Origin of the sequence: Paraclostridium benzoelyticum (genome assembly GCF_001006285.1) — a bacterium.
Taxonomy (GTDB): Bacteria; Bacillota; Clostridia; order Peptostreptococcales; family Peptostreptococcaceae; genus Paraclostridium; species Paraclostridium benzoelyticum.
On the sequence record NZ_LBBT01000147.1, the window covers coordinates 26,869 to 46,244 of the forward strand.

Sequence of the window (19,376 nt, forward strand, 5' to 3'; positions counted from 1 at the left end):
ATGGAAAACAATAAATATAGGGATTTAAACCAAATACAAAAAAATATTAGAGTATCGATTATGGATATGATAATAGAAAAAGAAAGACCTGTAAGCTTAGAGGAAAGTGTAGTTTTTTTAGAAGATAAACTAAACTTAAAAAAAGAATATATAAAAGAAACTCTAGAATTGTTTATAGATAAAAACATAATGGTTGTAGATGATGATGGATACATAAATTTTATATATCCAGTATCAGCTCATCCAACTATGCATAGAGTTAAACTTGCAGATAATAGAGAGTTTAATGCAATGTGTGCAATTGATGCAATGGGATGGAGGTGTACTTTTAATCAAGATATAGATATAAATTCTAAATGTTATGTAACTGGAAATGAAATAAATATATCTATAAGAGATGGAAAAGTAACAAGTTCAAACAATCCTGATTTAAGAGTGCTTCATTTAAATTTGGATAAGCATGAAAATTGGGCATCTAGTTGTTGAAACATTATGAATTTCTTCTGGACGAAGAATGAATTTGATGAATGGGTAAAAGAAAATGGATTTGAAAATGATGAAGATATATACTGCTTAGATATAAATGAAGCTATGGATGCTTCATATGACATATTTTATGTAGGCTAAAAAAGAAGCTACCTTAAACAGGTAGCTTCTTTGATTTTTCAAATAAAATTCATTTACTATTTTTAGATTTGTAGTATAATAATTACTTATATAAAAGTGATTTATCACGAAATTAAACTTTTAGGTATATATTAAACTTGTGCCTATATTGTGAAAGACAGGTGATGGCGGTATGAAAAAAATAGTATGCTTACTACTAGTAGTAATGACTATGGGAGGTATGTATTATTTTTCTAGTCAAGAAGGAGATGTATCAAAACAACAATCTGATACAGCTGTTAATGTAATTGATAAAATTAGATCAGAAGTAAATTTAAAAGATCATAATATAATAAGCGTAAAAGAAAAAGTTTTTGACAAACTTAAGCAGTATGGAGATAAGGGGTATATAGTTAGAAAAATGGCTCATTTTAGTATATATGCAGGTATAGGATTTTCTATAAGTCTACTTATATATGCTCTTAGTAGAAGAATATACATAGCTAGTATTGTAGCCCTGATAGCAAGTATATCATATGCTTATTATGATGAGATGAGACAGTTAGCGGTAGCTGGAAGAGTAGGTAGCATGAAAGATGTTCTTATAGACTCGTCAGGGGCTCTTACGGGCATATTAATACTATTTGTAATAGTGATAGTGTTTAAAGGTATTAGAGTTTTTTTTAATTTTATATTTAAAAGACATAGTAAAGCTGTATAGGTTACTTCGTGGGATTATGTATAAGTTTCTTACAACAGGCTGGAAAAAAGCCTGGAATGTTTCGAAACTTACACATAATCCCACTTCGTTTTTTATGGATATAAAAAGTGAGAAAGATTCTCAAAAAGACTGGAATGTTATTGGTAATATTTGGTATAATTAGAAAGCTAATAATTTGTAATTACAATTATAATAATAAATTATTATAATTTATAGAGTTTATATCATTTTTAAGGAAGGGAATTTAACTATGATAAATGAAGAAAGATTACCTCATGTTATATTTAGGGTAGCTGATAATTTATATGCAATTGACAGTAGTGTGACAATTGCATTAACTGAGCTTCCTGACAATATAACTTCGATACAAAAAAGTGAAAAGAGTGAATTAGGGGTTATGCAACTAAGAAACCAAATAGTACCAGTTTTAAGTCTGAGAAGTTTATTTGGATGTAAGTCATCTGAAGAAGAATATGAAGATTTTAAAGCTATGATAGATATTAGAAAAAATGATCATATTAAGTGGGTAAATGAATTGAAAAATTCAGTGTATGAAAATAGAGAATTTACTTTAACTACAGATCCACATCAATGTGCATTTGGTAAATGGTATGATAATTTTTCAACTGATATACAAAGTATAAATTTTCATATGAAAAAGATAGATTCACCACACACTTTACTACATGAAATAGCTATAGAAGTTGAAAAATGTAAAAAAGAAAAAAATGAAGAGATTAGGGAAAAAAAATTGCTAGATTTGCTTAATAAAGCAGAAAAACAATATATGGAAAAAGTACTTGAATTATTAAATAAAACAAAATACATTTTTAAAGATCATTATCATGATATGGTAATTGTAATTATGCAAAATAGTAGATTTATAGGTCTTGCGGTAGATGAAATTTTAACTGTAGATAATTTTATAAAAAATGAAACTTCAGAAAGTAATTTTATAATTGATCAGCCTAAATATATTTCTGCAATTGGAGCAACTAAAGATATCGATGAACATATATTTTTAATTAAAGAAGATAAATTATTTGAGTTATATAAATAGATATAAGATTACATGAAAAAAGGGTGTCGCAAATATTAATGCGACACCCTTTTTTACAGAGTGCTTTAAAAAGGTTATTATATTATGAAACTTTATAAGTCTGTTTAGAAAACTGAGATATAAAGTTTTTTGGCATTTTACTTAAGAAATAAACCACTAAAATACAAGATAAAGGTTTATCTACTATATTACTAATAATTCTTGGTATAAAAGCAGCTGTAAAAATTTCTTGTCCAGATTGAACTAAAAATCCAACCAATAAGTCTGCTCCACTTCCACTTAAACCTCCAAATAATAGTATTGAAATAGGTGTTCCTATTAAAGGACAAACTACAGCTAATAATAATCCTGTAAGTATAGCCTCTTTGTAACCAAATGATTTTTTTCTAGCTATAAATCCAACTATAACACCTAGTGCTATATTAACTAAAGCAAATGGTATATTTGTAGGATCTGATATTACACCAAGGACTAAATTTGTTCCTCCCCCTATAAGTGCTCCCCATAAAGGTCCAAGGACAACAGCCCCAAGTACTGTTCCAACGGTATCTAAAAATAGTAATGGAATGTTTAACATACCGACAAACATACCGAAAACTATATTTACTAATATACACATTGCGCTAAATGTTATTTTCTTTGTATTCATGATTACGATTTCCTCCGCAATTAAATTATTAGTACATAATTAATAATAATACAAAACTATCAATTTTTGAAATCGGAAATATTTATAAGTAAATTGTCTAAAATAGTAAAAATCTATAACACACCAATTATTTACTGTGATACTATGAAAATATTAATAAAATTAAGGAGATATATATGGAAAGAAAAAGGGAAATAGTAGCTGTTTGCCATTGTATATTAAATTGTAACTCTAAAGTGGAAGGGCTATCTAATGATAAAGGGTCACATAATGTTTCTTTACAAATTTTAAGTAGTGGGTATGGAATAATTCAATTACCTTGTCCTGAGATGGTTATGTATGGAATTAAAAGGTGGGGACATGTAAAAGAACAATTTGATAATTTATTTTATAGAAATCAATGTAAGATTATGCTAGATCCATACATAAAACAATTTGAAAACTATATTAAAAATAATTATAAAATTAAAGCTATAATAGCTATAGATGGAAGTCCTAGTTGTGGGTATAATAAAACTTGTAGTTCTGATAATTGGTTTGGAGAGTTAAGTGGATGTAATAATTTATCCGAAAAATTAAGTGATATAAAAATGATAGATGGAAAAGGAATATTTATTGAAGAACTAGAAAAATTATTAAAGGAAAATAATTTAGAAATACCAATTGTAGGACTAGATGAAAGTATAGGACTAGATATAACTATAATTTAAATTAAATATTTGATAAAATGATTGATATTAAACGTAAAAGGTTTAATATCAATCATTTTACTCTACAGAAAATAAAATATGACTTTATATTGGATTCCTACCACAAACAATTTATATAAATAATTACTTGTAAGAACGGCGAGCAAAAGTACTAAATTTAAATCTATCAGGGCGATGTCTAGATTGAGTGTATTCAAATAATGAACCATCATCTAAATAAACATAATTACTTATGACAGCAACTAAGTTGAAGTCATTTAAATCAAGATATTTTTTATCAATAGGACAAGCGGGTTCAATGGAAATTATTTTTTGAGCACCGCTTATTTTAAGATTAAGATTATTTTCAATAAAATCATAAATAGATTCATAAGCTATATCTTTAGTAAGGCCTTTTATAATGTTTGAGTTAAAGTAGTTAATATCTAATATAACATTTTCATTATCTATATTTCTAACACGAAACATTTTTATTGCTTTTGAATTAATTAAAAAATTAGTTTCTTTAGATAATTCTTCATCAACTATAATATTTTCAAATAACGGTATACAAGTGTGATAATTTAAATTATTATACTCTGATGCTTCTTTAAAGCTTTGTAATCCTCCTACTAAAAAATTAAGAGGTTGCTTTTCTAAAACAAATACTCCTTTTCCGTGGACGCTTGTCACCAACCCATCTGAAGCTAATAAATCTAACGCTCTTCTAACGGTGTTTCTACTTACATTAAACAAAGCAGTTAATTCATGTTCAGAAGGTAATTTTCCATCTTTAAATTCATTAGATTGTATTTTATCGTTTAAATAATTATGTATATTTAAATATTTATTTACAGCCATGTGTATAAGTCCTTTCTTTAAAATTAATCAACGCTTTTATTATATCAAATAAAGAGTATATAGTCAGTTGGAAATTTGTTTAAACAAGTTATTGACAATGTTGTTTAAACAAGTTAAAATGATTTCAAGAAAACGTTTTTAAAAATACTGATGGAGGGTAATGACATGGTAAAATATGAAAAAGAAGTTTCGGATATTATAAATCTAGTTGGTAGTGAAGAAAACATTGCAAGTTTATCTCATTGCGTAACTAGGTTAAGATTTGTCTTAAAAGATGAATCGAAGGCTGATAAAGAAAGTCTTGAAAAGTTACCTATAGTTAAAGGCGTATTTACAAATGCTGGTCAATTTCAAGTTGTAATTGGTTCAGGGGTAAAAGATGTATATAATGAAATAATTCAGTTAAGTAATGTAAAGGGTGCTACCAAAGAAGAAGTTAAAAACGTAGCAAAACAAAATATGAGCTTTATGGAAAGACTAATATCTGGATTTGCAGAAATATTTATACCTATACTACCTGCTATAATAACTGGTGGATTAATGTTAGGGTTTAGAAATATAATAGGTGATTTACCTATATTTGGAAATGGGGCTGAAACTTTAACACAGCTATACCCAGTATTAGATGAAGTAAATAGCTTTTTATGGGTAATATGTGAAGCTATATTTCATTTTTTACCAGTTGCTATTACCTGGTCAACTGTCAAAAAGTTTGGAGGATCAGAGGTTTTGGGTATTGTTCTAGGAATAGCATTAGTATCTCCACAACTATTAAATGCTTATGGATATGCGGAAGCAGCAACAAAAGGTACTGTTCCGTTTTGGGATTTTGGAATATTTACAATACAAAAAGTTGGTTACCAAGCACAAGTAATACCAGCAATGCTATCAGGTATATTTTTAGCTAAATTAGAAACGAACCTTCGTAAATATATACCAGATACTTTAAAGATGATAATAATTCCATTTATAGTATTAATAATCACTGTATTACTTTCATATACAATAATTGGTCCAATATCTCGTACATTAGGAGATGGAATTGCAATGTTTTTCAATCAATTACTAACTGGACCGTTTAAACTAATTGGAGCTATTATATTTGGAGCTTTATATGCACCATTAGTTGTAACTGGTTTACATCATACATTCTTAGCTGTAGATTTACAATTAATTTCAACAGGAGGAACTATGATATGGCCTTTGATTGCACTAAGTAATATAGCTCAAGGATCAGCAGCTATAGCAATGTTTATACTTTACAAAAACGATGCAAAAATGAAATCGATGTCATTATCTTCGGCAATATCAGCATATTTAGGAGTAACAGAGCCTGCAATGTTTGGTGTAAACCTAAAATATAAATATGCTTTTTATGCAGCATTAATAGGTTCAGCAACTGCAGCAACTTTATCTATATCTACAGGAGTTTTGGCAAATTCAATAGGAATAGGTGGACTTCCAGCATTTTTAGCGATTCAACCTCAGTATTGGATTAATTATATATTAGCAATGGTAGTTGCATTAGTAATTCCATTTATTTTAACTATAGCGTTTCATAAATATAGAAATAAAAAGCTAAAATTTAATAAAAAATAAAAACAAGTTTTAATTTAATGATTTAAGTTACAGAGAGGTGAGTATTTATGGGATATAAGGACTGGTTTAAAAAAGCTAGTGTATATCAAATATACCCCAAAAGTTTTAAAGACAGCAACGATGATGGAATAGGTGACATAAAGGGTATAATACAAAAACTAGATCACATTGAAAATTTAGGTATAGAGGTAATATGGTTAACGCCTATATATGTATCTCCACAAAAAGATAATGGATACGATATAGAAGATTATTATAATATAGACCCTATATTTGGAACTATGGATGATTTCGAAGAATTATTAACAGAAGTTCATAATAGAGGTATGAAACTTATAATGGATATGGTTATAAATCATACATCAACACAACATAGATGGTTTAAGGAGGCAAAAAAAGGAGAAGACAACCCATATCATGATTTTTACATATGGAAAAAAACTAAAGATAGAAAATTACCAAACAATTGGGAATCTAAATTTGGAGGAAGTGCATGGGAATATGTAGAGGATATAGATAAATATTATTTACACCTATTTGACGTAAGTCAAGCTGATTTAAATTGGGAAAATCCAAAATTAAGGTTAGAAATATATAAAATGATGAATTTCTGGATGAAAAAAGGAGTAGATGGGTTTAGACTAGATGTTATAAATTTATTATCTAAAAATCAAGATTTTCCAAATGATACTTTAGAAAGTCCTAATCATGATGGACGAAGATTTTATACAGATGGACCGAGAATACATGAATATTTAAAAGATATAAATAAAAATGTATTTTCACTTTATGAAAATTCTATGACAGTTGGAGAAATGTCATCAACTACTATACCAAATTGTATAAATTATACTAACCCTAACAACATGGAATTAGATATGACATTTAATTTTCATCACTTAAAAGTAGATTATTTAAATGGTGAAAAATGGATATTAGCTCAATTTGAATTTGACAAGTTAAAAGAAATACTTTTTGATTGGCAAGTTCAAATGCAAGTTGGAAACGGATGGAACGCTACATTTTGGTCAAATCACGACCAACCTCGTGCATTATCTAGGTTTGGGGATGATAAAAGTTATCGTATAGAATCTGCAAAGATGCTAGCAACATCTATACATTTAATGAGAGGAACTCCGTATATATATCAAGGTGAAGAAATAGGAATGACAAATCCTAATTTTGAAAGTATAAATGAATATAAAGACATTGAAAGTATAAATGCATATAAAAACTTAATTAAAAAAGGATATAGTGAAGATGACGTTTTACAAATATTAAGATCTAAGTCAAGAGATAACTCTCGTACACCTATGCAATGGAATGAAAATGGTGGATTTACAAAAGGATCTTCATGGATAAAAATGGCTAATAATTATAAAATTATAAATGCAAAATATGAGATTGAAGATGAAGAATCCATATATAATTATTATAAAAAATTGATAAACTTAAGAAAAGAATACGACATAATATCTCATGGAGATATAACCCCTATACTAAAAGATCATGAAAGTATATTAGCTTATATTAGGGAGTATAAAAATCAAAAACTACTAGTTGTATGTAACTTTTTTGCACAAAATACTGAAATTGATATAAATCAATATATTAAAAATTTCAAATGTAAGATATTAATCAAAAATTATTGTGAAAGAGATTTAAGCAAATCTATGATTTTAAAACCATATGAGTGTTTTGCAATACTTATTAATTAACAGTAAAATTGAATGTGATAAGCAAAATGGGAATGGCATTGATAATTCAATACTATTCCCATTATTAATTATAATATAAAGTCAGATATAACCTTAGCAACACCGTGATTATTATTAGTTTCAGTAACATGATTAGCGATCTCTTTTATACTATCTCTAGCATTGCCCATAGCAACTCCAAGTCCTGCAAACTCAATCATATGTCTGTCATTTTCTTCATCTCCAACAGCTATAACTTCAGCTGGATCTATGCCTAACTTATCACATAGAGCTTGTAATCCTGAACCTTTGTTAACTTTCTTATTTAAAAATTCTAAGAAAAATGGAGCTGAACGAACTATAGTGTATTTATCATGGAACTCTTGTGGAATTTTAGTTATGATATCTTCTATAACTTCAGGTTCATCAACTAGCATAACTTTACAGAATGTTAAATCTGAATTAATTTCATTTTCATCCATACAAATAACAGGAATGTTATTAAGTGTAGATTCATGAACACTGTATTTAGGAACTTCTGTATAAGGAACAACTAAAGAATCTGGAGTGTTTATATGAATTTTTATATCATGTTTTTTAGCTAATTCATTATATATATAATCGAAATCTTCATGACTCATTTCTATATTAGAAATAACATCTTGAGAAGTAATTTCTTGAACAAGTCCACCATTAAATGTAACAACGTAATTTTCTTCGTCATTAAGCTTTAATTCTTTTAATAAAGTTTGAACCCCTGGAAGTGGTCTGCCAGTTGATAATACAACTTTAACACCTTTTTCTTTTGCATTTTGTATTGCATCAAAAACCTCTTGTGTAACTTTTTTTTCACTATTTAGTAATGTACCGTCTATGTCTAATGCGATTAGTTTATACATAATTTCCTCCCAATAAATCAATTTAATTTGCTAAGTACAGTTTATAGCATAGTCAAAATTTTATCAATAGATTAGGGGTTAGTAAAATACAAAAATTAAATGAATATTGGGTTAATTGACTTTAAATTATACGTATAGTAAAGTAAGTTTAAAGATATAAATTAGTAAAAATTTACATAAATTATAGCTTTTAACATAAGCTAAAACTACAAATAATATATAACGAGGTGATAAAATGAAATTTAAGGATTTTAAATACAAAAGACCTAATTATGAAAAAATAAAAGAGAAATTTAAAAGTCTAGTAAAAAACATGGAAACTAGTGCAAATTATGATGAACTTAGAAAAAATATAGATGAGATTAATAAACTAAGAAATCATATAGATAGTATGGCAACGCTAGTTTCTATAAGATACAGTATAAATACTGAAGATGAATTTTATGCAAAAGAAAAAGAGTATTGGGATGAAAATGGTCCTCATTATGAAGAGTTAAATTCATTATTTTATAAAGCTCTAGTGAATTCAAAATTTAAAGATAAACTTACACAAGAGTTAGGAAAGCAATTTATGTCTATAGCGGACTATTCGCTACAAGCATTTTCTAAAGAAATAATAGCTGAGTTGCAAGAAGAAAATAAATTAGCATCAGAATATACTAAACTTTTAGCATCTGCAAAAATTCCTTTTGATGGAGAAGAAAGAAATCTTTCAGGACTAGGGCCTTATATGACATCTCCATTTAGAGATGAAAGAGAAAAATCATCACAAGCATATTATGGATTCTTTGAAGCAAATGAGAACAAATTTGATGATTTATTCGATAAACTAGTAAAAGTAAGAGACAAAATGGCTAAAAAATTAGGTTTTGAAAATTTCGTAGAACTTGGCTACATAAGAATGTTAAGAACTGATTATAATGCAGAAATGGTTGAAAACTTTAGAAAACAAGTAAGTGAGTATATAGTACCTGTTGCAAATAAATTATATAAAAGACAAAAGGAAAGATTAGGACTTCAACAATGTAGATACTTTGATGAAAATTTTGAGTTTAATAGTGGAAATGCAAAACCTAAAGGAGACTCTGATTTTATAATGAAAAATGGTATTTTAATGTATTCAGAGCTTTCTAAGGAAACTGATGAGTTCTTTAAATATATGATGGATCATGAATTAATGGACTTAGAAACTAAAAAAGGAAAAGGTGCTGGAGGATATTGTACATATATACCAGAATACAAGGCTCCTTTTATATTCTCAAACTTTAATTCAACAGCAGATGATATAGATGTTTTAACTCATGAAGCTGGACATGCATTCCAAGTTTATATGTCAAGATGGATTGAAATTCCAGATATAAACTTCCCAACATACGAAAGTTGTGAAATACATTCTATGAGTATGGAATTTATAACTTGGCCTTGGATGGAGCTTTTCTTTAAAGAAGATACTGATAAATATAAATTTGTTCACTTAGGTAGTGCTATTAAGTTTATACCTTATGGAGTGTTAGTAGATGAGTTCCAGCACATAGTATATGAAAATCCAAACATGACAAAAGATGAAAGAAAATTGGTTTGGAGAGATCTAGAAAAGAAATATCAACCGCATAAGGATTATGAAGGCAATGACTTCTTAGAAAGAGGTGGATGGTGGTTTAAGCAAGGCCACATATTTAAAAATCCATTCTATTATATAGATTATACATTAGCTCAAATTTGTGCACTTCAATTCTGGAAGAAGATGCAAGTTGATAGAGTTAAAGGATGGCAAGATTATCTAAATATTTGTAGAATAGGTGGAACTAAGTCTTTCTTAGATATTGTTAAATATGCTAATTTAATATCTCCTTTTGAAGAAGGTTGTGTAAGTAGTGTTATTGAAAGTATTGATGAGTATTTACAATCTATAAATGATAAGAATATGTAGGTTATGTAGCTAGGGTGGTAGTTATTATTTTCTCCATACCAAGTCTTTCAGACTTGAAGTATTACGAAAATAACAACTACCACCCTTTGCTATTGTAAACTTATGGTGGTGGAGTTGAGAGGACTTGAAGTGTTACGTCAATACTAAATAAACACCCTTTGCTATTGTAAACTTATGGTGGGGAGTTGAGTTGACCCCTTTGCTATTGTAGCTTAATAGTGTATGGAGAAGATGTGAAATAAAATTCACATCTTTTTTTGTGGTTAAGAAAAAATGTTTCAAGAAAATAATGTGAAATTATAAAAGTAATTGACTATTATTATCAATACTGCTATAATATGAACAAATAAAAGTGATAATTAATTTCAAATAGTAATTAAAAATAATTGGGAGGTTTATTCATGAAAAAACGAAAGTCATTAGTATTGCTTGCAGCAGTAGTAGCCACGTTAGGGTTAGTTACTGGGTGTGCAGGCGGTAATTCATCAAATAAAGAAAGTAATGAGAAAAGAACGGTTCAATCAGTAAAAGGAGATGTTGAAATACCAGCAGATCCCAAACGAATAGTAGATATTTCAGGAAGCAGTGAAGAACTTTTAATTTTAGGTCACACACCAGTTGCTACAGCCAATGTAGACTCTTATGAAACTACTAAAGTACCTTCATACATAGAAGATAAATTAAAAGATACTAAAGTTGTAGGTCATTCAATGATGGATACTATGGATGTTGAAGCAATTTTAGGAACAAATCCAGACTTAATAATAATGAGTCAAAGACAAGAAAAAATATATGATCAATTAAAAGAGATTGCTCCAGTAGTTATGATAAAAGACTACGCAAATGATTGGAGAAGTAAATTAATAGATGTTTCAAAGTTATTTAACCAAGAAGATAAAGCTAAAGAGTGGTTAAATAATTATGACAAAAAAGCTGAAGAACTTGGAAAAGAAGTTATAGCTAAAAATGGAGATCAAACGTACTTAACAGTTTTAGCAACTCAAGGTCAATTTATGGTATTCAGTGATGCGGGTATAGGAACTATTGTAAATGATGACATGAAACTATCTAGACCTGAAAATATGCCAAAGCAAGATGGGATAACATTACCAACGGTTAGTATGGAAGGTTTAACTGAAATAGATGCAGATCACATTATTGTTATAGCTACGGATTCTGATAAAAAAGATTTAGAAAATAGTTCAGTATGGTCACAAATTAGAGCTGTAAAAGATGGAAATGTAACAATCTTAGATGCTTCACCATATTTTACTCAATCATATAACCCGATAGGTAGAGAGTTATTATTAGAATCAGTTAAAAATGAATTAATAAAGTAATTTAGTATAGCAGGTGTGTATAATGGATTTCATTTTCACACCTGTTTTTAATAATAGAAATATAGAAAGGGATGTTTAGACATGAAATTAAGTAAAAAGAGTTCGGCTTATTTATTAATTACAATTGGAATAGCAATTCTTTTTATTGGTATTTTTATATCGGTATCAATGGGACCTAAGGATATAAGCTTAAATACCATGATAAATAGTTTTATATCCAATTCAAGTGATGTAGATACAAAAATAATTAGAGATGTTAGAATGCCAAGGGCTATAGCTGCAGCATTAGTTGGAGGATTTTTAGCTGTATCGGGTGCTATAATGCAAGGTATTACAAGAAACCCTATAGCAGATCCATCTGTAATGGGTATAACACAAGGAGCTACATTTACTATAGCTATAGCTTTAGTTTTACAAAAGGTAGTACCAGGGTTTGCACCAGGAAGTTTTGGGCTTATGATATTTTCTTTTTTAGGAGCGAGTATAAGTGGATTGCTAGTTTACTTTATAAGTTCTAGAACTAGAAAAAAAGTTGATCCAGTGAAATTAGCATTAGCAGGAACGGCATTAGGTACATTATTAGTGTCACTAGCTATGGCGTTTGCTATGTACTTTAACTTATCTCAGCAATTAAGCTTTTGGATTTCTGGAGGACTAGTAAGTGCTAAATGGGAAGGCGTAAAGCTTTTATTAATTATCGGAGGGATAGGTTTTATAGTAGCTATGATAATGGCTCCGAGAATTACAATATTAAGTTTAGGTGAAGAAGTTGCTATAGGACTTGGACAAAAAACTAACTTAGTAAGATTTATATCGTTAGTAGTAGTAGTTTTAATGACAGGAGCAAGTGTGTCTGTTGCTGGAAATATTGTATTTGTAGGTCTGGTAGTACCTCAAATTGCAAAAGGAATAGTTGGAGCAGATTATAAATATATAATACCTAGTTCTCTAGTTTTAGGGTCTTTGTTATTAGTTTACAGCGATATCTTATCAAGAATGATAAATCCACCGTATGAAACACCAGTAGGTTCAATAACTGCGCTTGTTGGAGTACCGGTCTTTATATATCTTGTAAGAAAGGAAACTAGATAAAATGAAAACTAATAATAAAAAGTCTAAAATTATATTAATAGCATCGATTTTATTAGCGCTTATATTTATTACTGTGTTGATAAGTTTAAATATGGGATCGTTTAAAATTCCACCTATAGATGTATTAAAAACATTTATAGGACAAGGACAGAAAAATTATGAAATAGCAATTTTTAAATTAAGACTACCTAGAATAGTTATTGCAATATTAGTAGGAAGTGCATTAGCAACAGCAGGATCTATACTTCAGGGAGTTACTAAAAATGATTTAGCAGATTCAGGAATATTAGGTATAAACTCGGGAGCTGCATTATTTGTTGTAGTATATATATATTTAATGAATGGAAATGTATATGATGGAGTAAGTAACTTAACCATATTTACAATGCCTATAGTTGCGTTACTGGGGGCATTATTTGGAGCTTTTTTAATATATGTATTAGCATTTAAAAATGGAATTAGCTCTCAAAGATTACTTTTAATAGGAATAGGTATAAATATAGCATTTACATCAATAATGACTATATTCCAATTGAAATTTACTACTCAAGAATTTAATAGAGTAATGGCATGGACATCAGGAAGTATATGGGGTAGTAACTGGAAGTATGTACTAGCAATACTACCTTTTATAATAGTATTTATGTTTCTTGCAATATATAAATCAAGATACCTAGATGCATTAAATTTAGGAGATGAAATATCTACAGGGCTTGGTGTTAATGTAGAAAAGGAAAGAAAAAAGCTAATAACTTATGCAGTTATATTAGCCGGAGTTGCAACATCAGTAGCAGGTAGCATTTCATTTTTAGGATTAGTTTCACCTCACATTGCTAGAAAGCTTGTTGGGCCTAAACATAAAAGATTAGTACCTATATCAGCATTAATAGGAATATTACTTATATTAGCAGCTGATACTGTATCAAGAAATTTACTAGCACCAATAGAAATACCAGTAGGAATAGTTATATCTATAATAGGTGTACCTTACTTTATATATTTAATGTTAGCAGATTAGAAAGAGGTAAAAATTATGAATTCAATAATAACTAAGAACTTAAACATATCTTATGGAAATATAGATATTGTAAAAAACTTAAATTTAAATATACCAAAAGGAAAAATAACTACAATAATAGGAGCTAACGGATGTGGTAAATCTACTATTTTAAAAACTATAGGAAGAATAATAAATCCAAAGAGCGGAAGTATTTATATAAATGGCAAAAATCTTCATGAGGAAAATCCAACAGATATCGCAAAAGAAATGGCAGTACTTCCACAAAATCCACAAGCTCCAAGCGGACTTACTGTAGAGGAATTAATATCTTATGGTAGATTTCCTCATCAAAAGGGATTTGGAAAGATGAATAAAGAAGATAAGGATATTGTAAGTTGGGCTATGGAAGTTACAAAAATATCTGAATTTAGAGATAGAAATATTGATGATTTATCTGGAGGACAAAGACAAAGGGCCTGGATAGCAATGGCTCTTGCACAAGAAACAGACATATTATTATTAGATGAACCTACAACATATTTAGATTTAGCTCATCAATTAGAAATTTTACAGTTATTAGATGAATTAAATAAAAATGAAAAACGAACAATTGTAATGGTTATTCATGAGTTAAACAATGCATCTAGATTTGCAGATCATATGATAGGAATCAAAAAAGGGAAAATTGTATGTGAAGGTGAAGCTCATGATGTTATGACAAAAGAAAATCTAAAAGAAATTTTTAATATTGATGCAGAAATTGTTGAAGATCCGCGAACAAAAAAACCTGTTTGTTTGACATATGACATGGTTAAAAAAAATTAAAAAATAAAGATATAAAAAAGGAATACTTAAAAGAAATTAGAATAAATATAAATTGAAAGTTAGAAAATTAACTTAATAGATAAAATCTATGAAAAGAAGTTAATAAAAAGATTATAGCTATATCAACGGTTTGACAAAAACTGGACAATATCAACAAAAAAACATAAAAAAATATTTGAAAAAGTATTGTATATATTTACCAAGCTAGATATAATGTAAGTAAGAAAAGCACCTAAGGGGCAAAGACAAAATTAAAAATTAAACCGTTTGAAGGTTAAGGGAGACAGTCTCTAATTTGGGGAAATTAGAGATGACCGAAGGGACAAATTTAAATTCATCCCAAAAGAATTTAAATGAAATTCTCAGGTAAAAGGACTTTAACTGGACGGATCTCTGAAAGATATTTTGACAGGGAACTAAGTGGGGACTTAGTTTCCTGTTTTTTAGTTTAACAAAAGAAATTTTGAAAGTGAGTGTAGACAAATGTTAATAATCACTAACAATCCTATGATTCAGGAAAACGTTACTGATAAAGAAGTTATAACGTTAGATACTGACTATATAGGAACATTAAAGGAATGCAGAGATTTAGTTCATAAGGGGTATGAATTATTATCACATCCGCTATATGGGAGCGTAAAACCCAATGAGACGCCATATCGTACAGTCATAATTAAAAAGGGGAAATCTCTAGACACAAATTCATTAAACTTAATAGAAGAAGCCATAGAAACAGCAGAAAAATTTAAAAACAACAAGTTAACTCCTATGTGGACTGAAAAAGTTTTAGACGATTTCAGAGTAATTGATTTTGATATAATGAGAAATACAATTCAAAGAATACAATATGTATAAACTTTGGTGTATATATATTAATAAAAATAGGGGGTCGAGATAATGGAAAATTTATATGATATAGTCATAATAGGTTGTGGACCTGCAGGTCTTGCAGCTGGTCTTTACGGCGCAAGAGCTAAAATGAAGACTTTAATACTTGAAAAAGGAAAAACTGGTGGACAAATAGTTATAACTCATGAAGTTGCTAACTATCCAGGATCAGTTGAAAATGCTACTGGACCAAGCTTAATAGCTAGAATGGTAGAGCAATGTAAAGAATTTGGTGCTGAAATAGTTAGAGACTCTATAGTAGACACTGAATTAGAAGGAAATATAAAAGTATTAAAAGGTGAAAAAGGTGAGTACAGAGCTAAAACTGTTATAATAGCTACTGGAGCTACTCCTAAAAAATTAGGATGCCCAGGAGAAAAAGAATTAACAGGTAAAGGAGTTTCTTACTGTGCTACATGTGACGCTGACTTCTTCGAAGATTTCGAAGTATTCGTAGTTGGAGGAGGAGATAGTGCTATAGAAGAAGCATTATACTTAACTAAGTTTGCTAGAAAAGTTACTATAGTTCATAGAAGACAAGGTTTAAGATGTGCTAGATCTATAGAAGATAAAGCAAGAGCTAATGAAAGAATAGAATTCTTATTAGATACAGTTATAGATGAAATAAAAGGTGATGGATTAGTTGAATCAGTAGTATTTAGAAATACTCAAACAGGTGAAACTAATGAATACTTCGCTGATGAAGAAGATGGAACTATGGGAATATTCATATTCGTAGGATTTGATTCTCAAACTGAGTTATTCAAAGGTAAAGTGGATATGGATGACTATGGATACATCAAAACAGATGATAATATGTTAACAAATATACCTGGTGTATTTGCTGCAGGAGATTGTAGAGTTAAATCATTAAGACAAGTCGTTACAGCAACAGCTGATGGAGCTATAGCTGCAGTAACAGCTGAAAAATATGTAGAAGCAAACTTCGAAGAAGAAGTTACTAATTGCTAATAAAAAAGTACGTTTAACAAGGTTATCGGGGGATGATGTTTATTAAATTAAACATTACTTAATGAACGGTACTTAAATTAAAATAGCTATTAATATATTAAAAATATATTAAAATATATAAAATCCAATAAGGGGGATACTGAAATGATAGCATTAGAAAAAAATACATTCAATCCAGAAGTATTAGAAGCAGAAGGGCTAGTATTAGTTGATTTCTGGAGCCAAGGTTGTGAACCTTGTAAAGCATTACTTCCAGATATAGAAAAATTTGCAGAAGCATATGGGGAAAAAATAAAGTTCTGTAAATTCGATATAACTAAAGCTAGAAGAGTTGCTATAAAAGAGAAGGTTTTAGGTCTTCCAACTATAGCTATATACAAAGATGGAGCTAAAATAGATGAAGTAACAAAAGATGATGCTACAGTTTCTAATATAGAAGCTATGATAAAGAAGCACTTATAAGTAATTAATGGGGATTCAATTCCCCGTTAAAATAAATTAAGTTCAAAAAATTAGGGGGTGCCAATATGCGTCTTGAGTTAGGGAAAATCTTTATAAAAGATGTACAATTTGGAGCAGTAACAGAAGTTAAAGATTCAGTATTATACATCAACAAAGAAGAGATGTTAAAAGAAATTGGTGGAGATGAACATATAAAATCAATAGATTTAGATATAGTTCGTCCAGGGGAAAGCGTTAGAATAATACCAGTTAAAGACGTTATAGAACCGAGAGTAAAAGTTGATGGTAATGGAGGAATATTCCCAGGAGTTATATCAAAAGTTGACACTGTTGGAGAAGGTAGAACTCATGCACTTAAAAATGTTGGAGTTGTAACAACTGGTAAAATAGTTGGTTTCCAAGAAGGTATAATAGATATGACTGGTCCTGGAGCTGAATATACACCATTCTCTAAGTTAAACAACGTTGTTGTTATAGCTGAACCAATAGATGGTTTAAAGCAATACGATCACGAAAGAGCTGTTAGAATGATAGGATTCAAAGCTGCTATATACTTAGGAGAAGTTGCTAGAAACTTAACTCCAGATGAAGTTGTAGAGTACGAAACTAAGCCATTATTAGAGTCAGTAGCAGAGTATCCAGAACTTCCAAAAGTAGGATATGTATACATGCTTCAAACTCAAGGATTATTACATGACACATATGTTTACGGAGTTGACGCTAAGCAAATAGTACCAACATTATTATACCCAACTGAATTAATGGACGGAGCTATAGTAAGTGGTAACTGTGTTTCAGCTTGTGATAAAAACCCAAGTTATGTACACATGAATAACTCAGTAGTTGAAGATTTATACCTACAACATGGAAAAGAAATAAACTTTGTAGGAGTTATCATAACTAATGAAAACGTATACCTAGCAGATAAAGAAAGATCTTCTAACTGGACTGCTAAATTATGTAAACAATTAGGTTTAGATGCTGTAATAGTATCTCAAGAAGGATTTGGTAACCCAGATACAGACCTTATAATGAACTGCAAGAAAATAGAAGGTCAAGGTGTTAAAACTGTTATAGTTACAGATGAGTATGCTGGTAGAGATGGAGCATCTCAATCATTAGCTGATGCTGATGCTAAAGCTAACGCTGTTGTAACTGGTGGAAATGCTAACCAAGTTGTTGTATTACCTAAGATGGATAGAGTTATAGGACACGTTGAAGTTGCTGATGTTATAGCTGGTGGAGCTGCTGGATCTTTAAGAGAAGATGGATCAATAGAAGCTGAGATACAAGTAATAACTGGAGCTACTAATGAAACAGGATTCGGATTCTTAACAGCTAAGGGGTATTAGAAACTGTAATACGATTAGGTTGCTTCGTGACATTTAATATTGTTTCCTTTACACAAAGTCCTGCGGACTTTAAGTGTTTCGTCAACAATATATAAATATCACTTCGCTATAATATATCGTAAATACAAGTGTTTCATAATATAGCTGAGAAGAATATATTTAAATAAAAATAGATTTTTAAAGAGTGTGAATTTAAAAAGGTGTTAAAATGACAATATTAAAATAAATGGGAAAAGGAGATATATTATGAGCTTATTAAGTAATAAAAAGATCATAATCATAGGTGACCGTGACGGAATTCCGGGACCTGCGATAGAAGAGTGTGTAAACACTGTAGAAAATACTGAAATAGTTTTTGCTTCAACAGAATGTTTTGTCTGAACTGCTGCTGGGGCTATGGACTTAGAAAACCAAAACAGAGTTAAAGATGCTACTGAAAAATTCGGTGCTGAAAATGTTGTGGTTTTACTAGGTGCTGCTGAAGCCGAAGCTGCAGGTCTTGCAGCTGAAACAGTAACTGCTGGAGATCCAACTTTCGCTGGACCACTTGCTGGTGTTGAGTTAGGATTGGCTGTTTATCATGTTGTTGAACCAGAAATGAAAGAGTTATTTGACGAATCAGTTTACGAAGATCAAATAAGTATGATGGAAATGGTTCTTGAAGTTGATGAAATCGTTGAAGAGATGAACGATATAAGGGGTCAATTCTGCAAATATAATGCCTAATTAAATCA

At 29.5% G+C, this 19,376-nt stretch carries 19 protein-coding genes and 1 riboswitch; of the genes, 16 read left to right on the plus strand and 3 right to left on the minus strand.

Annotation, left to right across the window (positions count from 1 at the left end; genetic code table 11):
- From saoL to VN21_RS06865, 3 genes are all read left to right on the plus strand, one after another.
- Positions 1-627, plus strand: coding sequence for a MerB-like organometallic lyase SaoL (saoL, locus tag VN21_RS06855; protein ID WP_264303193.1), 627 nt, complete (start codon positions 1-3; stop codon positions 625-627).
- A gap of 172 nt (positions 628-799) precedes the next feature.
- Complete coding sequence (locus tag VN21_RS06860; protein ID WP_046822601.1) at positions 800-1,327, plus strand: VanZ family protein; 528 nt, start codon at positions 800-802, stop codon at positions 1,325-1,327.
- A 250-nt stretch (positions 1,328-1,577) separates the two neighbouring features.
- The gene (locus VN21_RS06865) at positions 1,578-2,387 is read left to right on the plus strand and encodes a chemotaxis protein CheW (protein ID WP_046822602.1); all 810 of its coding nucleotides are present in this window, start codon (positions 1,578-1,580) and stop codon (positions 2,385-2,387) included.
- An 82-nt stretch (positions 2,388-2,469) separates the two neighbouring features.
- Here the strand turns inward: VN21_RS06865 and VN21_RS06870 are convergent, their stop codons facing one another.
- Positions 2,470-3,036: a CD3073 family putative ECF transporter S component gene (locus VN21_RS06870; RefSeq protein ID WP_021429691.1), complete on the minus strand. Its 567-nt coding sequence runs from the start codon at positions 3,034-3,036 to the stop codon at positions 2,470-2,472.
- A gap of 176 nt (positions 3,037-3,212) precedes the next feature.
- Here VN21_RS06870 and VN21_RS06875 point away from each other — a divergent pair, with 176 nt between their 5' ends.
- Positions 3,213-3,746, plus strand: coding sequence for a CD3072 family TudS-related putative desulfidase (locus tag VN21_RS06875; protein ID WP_046822603.1), 534 nt, complete (start codon positions 3,213-3,215; stop codon positions 3,744-3,746).
- Between the two features lie 123 nt (positions 3,747-3,869).
- On the opposite strand, the gene treR is transcribed toward VN21_RS06875, so the two are convergent.
- The gene (gene treR / locus VN21_RS06880) at positions 3,870-4,586 is read right to left on the minus strand and encodes a trehalose operon repressor (RefSeq protein ID WP_046822604.1); all 717 of its coding nucleotides are present in this window, start codon (positions 4,584-4,586) and stop codon (positions 3,870-3,872) included.
- Positions 4,587-4,751: 165 nt separating this feature from the next.
- Here treR and treP point away from each other — a divergent pair, with 165 nt between their 5' ends.
- Positions 4,752-6,185 carry a PTS system trehalose-specific EIIBC component gene (gene treP / locus VN21_RS06885; RefSeq protein ID WP_046822605.1) on the plus strand — a complete coding sequence of 478 codons (1,434 nt, stop codon included), beginning with the start codon at positions 4,752-4,754 and terminating at the stop codon, positions 6,183-6,185.
- A 47-nt stretch (positions 6,186-6,232) separates the two neighbouring features.
- Positions 6,233-7,903, plus strand: a complete 1,671-nt coding sequence (treC, locus tag VN21_RS06890) for an alpha,alpha-phosphotrehalase (RefSeq protein WP_046822606.1) — start codon at positions 6,233-6,235, stop codon at positions 7,901-7,903.
- 68 nt (positions 7,904-7,971) lie between these two features.
- Here treC and yidA read toward each other — a convergent pair whose 3' ends face one another.
- A complete protein-coding gene (yidA, locus tag VN21_RS06895) occupies positions 7,972-8,781 on the minus strand; it encodes a sugar-phosphatase (protein WP_046822607.1) in 810 nt (269 codons plus the stop codon).
- A 235-nt stretch (positions 8,782-9,016) separates the two neighbouring features.
- Between yidA and VN21_RS06900 the strand changes: the two genes are divergently transcribed.
- From VN21_RS06900 to grdA, 10 genes are all read left to right on the plus strand, one after another.
- Entirely contained in the window at positions 9,017-10,711 is a 1,695-nt protein-coding gene (locus VN21_RS06900; protein WP_046822608.1) for a M3 family oligoendopeptidase, read from the plus strand.
- A 401-nt stretch (positions 10,712-11,112) separates the two neighbouring features.
- On the plus strand, positions 11,113-12,051 hold the full coding sequence (locus tag VN21_RS06905; protein ID WP_046822609.1) for an iron-hydroxamate ABC transporter substrate-binding protein: 939 nt from the start codon (positions 11,113-11,115) through the stop codon (positions 12,049-12,051).
- An 81-nt stretch (positions 12,052-12,132) separates the two neighbouring features.
- On the plus strand, positions 12,133-13,143 hold the full coding sequence (locus VN21_RS06910) for a FecCD family ABC transporter permease (protein WP_046822610.1): 1,011 nt from the start codon (positions 12,133-12,135) through the stop codon (positions 13,141-13,143).
- Position 13,144: 1 nt separating this feature from the next.
- Positions 13,145-14,161, plus strand: coding sequence for a FecCD family ABC transporter permease (locus VN21_RS06915; RefSeq protein WP_046822611.1), 1,017 nt, complete (start codon positions 13,145-13,147; stop codon positions 14,159-14,161).
- 15 nt (positions 14,162-14,176) lie between these two features.
- Positions 14,177-14,968, plus strand: a complete 792-nt coding sequence (locus tag VN21_RS06920) for an ABC transporter ATP-binding protein (RefSeq protein WP_046822612.1) — start codon at positions 14,177-14,179, stop codon at positions 14,966-14,968.
- 267 nt (positions 14,969-15,235) lie between these two features.
- Positions 15,236-15,356: riboswitch (glycine riboswitch) on the plus strand.
- Positions 15,357-15,451: 95 nt separating this feature from the next.
- Positions 15,452-15,823 carry a GrdX family protein gene (locus VN21_RS06925; protein WP_046822613.1) on the plus strand — a complete coding sequence of 124 codons (372 nt, stop codon included), beginning with the start codon at positions 15,452-15,454 and terminating at the stop codon, positions 15,821-15,823.
- 42 nt (positions 15,824-15,865) lie between these two features.
- Entirely contained in the window at positions 15,866-16,828 is a 963-nt protein-coding gene (gene trxB / locus VN21_RS06930; protein ID WP_035115253.1) for a thioredoxin-disulfide reductase, read from the plus strand.
- Between the two features lie 144 nt (positions 16,829-16,972).
- Positions 16,973-17,290 carry a thioredoxin TrxA gene (trxA, locus tag VN21_RS06935; protein WP_046822614.1) on the plus strand — a complete coding sequence of 106 codons (318 nt, stop codon included), beginning with the start codon at positions 16,973-16,975 and terminating at the stop codon, positions 17,288-17,290.
- 65 nt (positions 17,291-17,355) lie between these two features.
- Positions 17,356-18,642 carry a glycine/sarcosine/betaine reductase component B subunit gene (locus VN21_RS06940; protein ID WP_046822615.1) on the plus strand — a complete coding sequence of 429 codons (1,287 nt, stop codon included), beginning with the start codon at positions 17,356-17,358 and terminating at the stop codon, positions 18,640-18,642.
- A gap of 246 nt (positions 18,643-18,888) precedes the next feature.
- Complete coding sequence (grdA, locus tag VN21_RS06950) at positions 18,889-19,368, plus strand: glycine/sarcosine/betaine reductase complex selenoprotein A (RefSeq protein ID WP_082367534.1); 480 nt, start codon at positions 18,889-18,891, stop codon at positions 19,366-19,368.
- Positions 19,369-19,376: the final 8 nt, after the last annotated feature.

Bases quoted from the DNA above. Each gene is read 5' to 3' on its own strand.
- treC (WP_046822606.1), top strand. From the start codon at position 6,233: ATGGGATATAAGGACTGGTTTAAAAAAGCTAGTGTATATCAAATATAC.
- VN21_RS06920 (WP_046822612.1), top strand. From the start codon at position 14,177: ATGAATTCAATAATAACTAAGAACTTAAACATATCTTATGGAAATATA.
- VN21_RS06925 (WP_046822613.1), top strand. From the start codon at position 15,452: ATGTTAATAATCACTAACAATCCTATGATTCAGGAAAACGTTACTGAT.
- treR (WP_046822604.1), bottom strand. From the start codon at position 4,586: ATGGCTGTAAATAAATATTTAAATATACATAATTATTTAAACGATAAA.
- VN21_RS06910 (WP_046822610.1), top strand. From the start codon at position 12,133: ATGAAATTAAGTAAAAAGAGTTCGGCTTATTTATTAATTACAATTGGA.
- VN21_RS06860 (WP_046822601.1), top strand. From the start codon at position 800: ATGAAAAAAATAGTATGCTTACTACTAGTAGTAATGACTATGGGAGGT.
- VN21_RS06875 (WP_046822603.1), top strand. From the start codon at position 3,213: ATGGAAAGAAAAAGGGAAATAGTAGCTGTTTGCCATTGTATATTAAAT.
- trxA (WP_046822614.1), top strand. From the start codon at position 16,973: ATGATAGCATTAGAAAAAAATACATTCAATCCAGAAGTATTAGAAGCA.
- VN21_RS06865 (WP_046822602.1), top strand. From the start codon at position 1,578: ATGATAAATGAAGAAAGATTACCTCATGTTATATTTAGGGTAGCTGAT.
- VN21_RS06940 (WP_046822615.1), top strand. From the start codon at position 17,356: ATGCGTCTTGAGTTAGGGAAAATCTTTATAAAAGATGTACAATTTGGA.
- VN21_RS06905 (WP_046822609.1), top strand. From the start codon at position 11,113: ATGAAAAAACGAAAGTCATTAGTATTGCTTGCAGCAGTAGTAGCCACG.
- treP (WP_046822605.1), top strand. From the start codon at position 4,752: ATGGTAAAATATGAAAAAGAAGTTTCGGATATTATAAATCTAGTTGGT.
- yidA (WP_046822607.1), bottom strand. From the start codon at position 8,781: ATGTATAAACTAATCGCATTAGACATAGACGGTACATTACTAAATAGT.
- trxB (WP_035115253.1), top strand. From the start codon at position 15,866: ATGGAAAATTTATATGATATAGTCATAATAGGTTGTGGACCTGCAGGT.
- VN21_RS06900 (WP_046822608.1), top strand. From the start codon at position 9,017: ATGAAATTTAAGGATTTTAAATACAAAAGACCTAATTATGAAAAAATA.
- VN21_RS06870 (WP_021429691.1), bottom strand. From the start codon at position 3,036: ATGAATACAAAGAAAATAACATTTAGCGCAATGTGTATATTAGTAAAT.
- VN21_RS06915 (WP_046822611.1), top strand. From the start codon at position 13,145: ATGAAAACTAATAATAAAAAGTCTAAAATTATATTAATAGCATCGATT.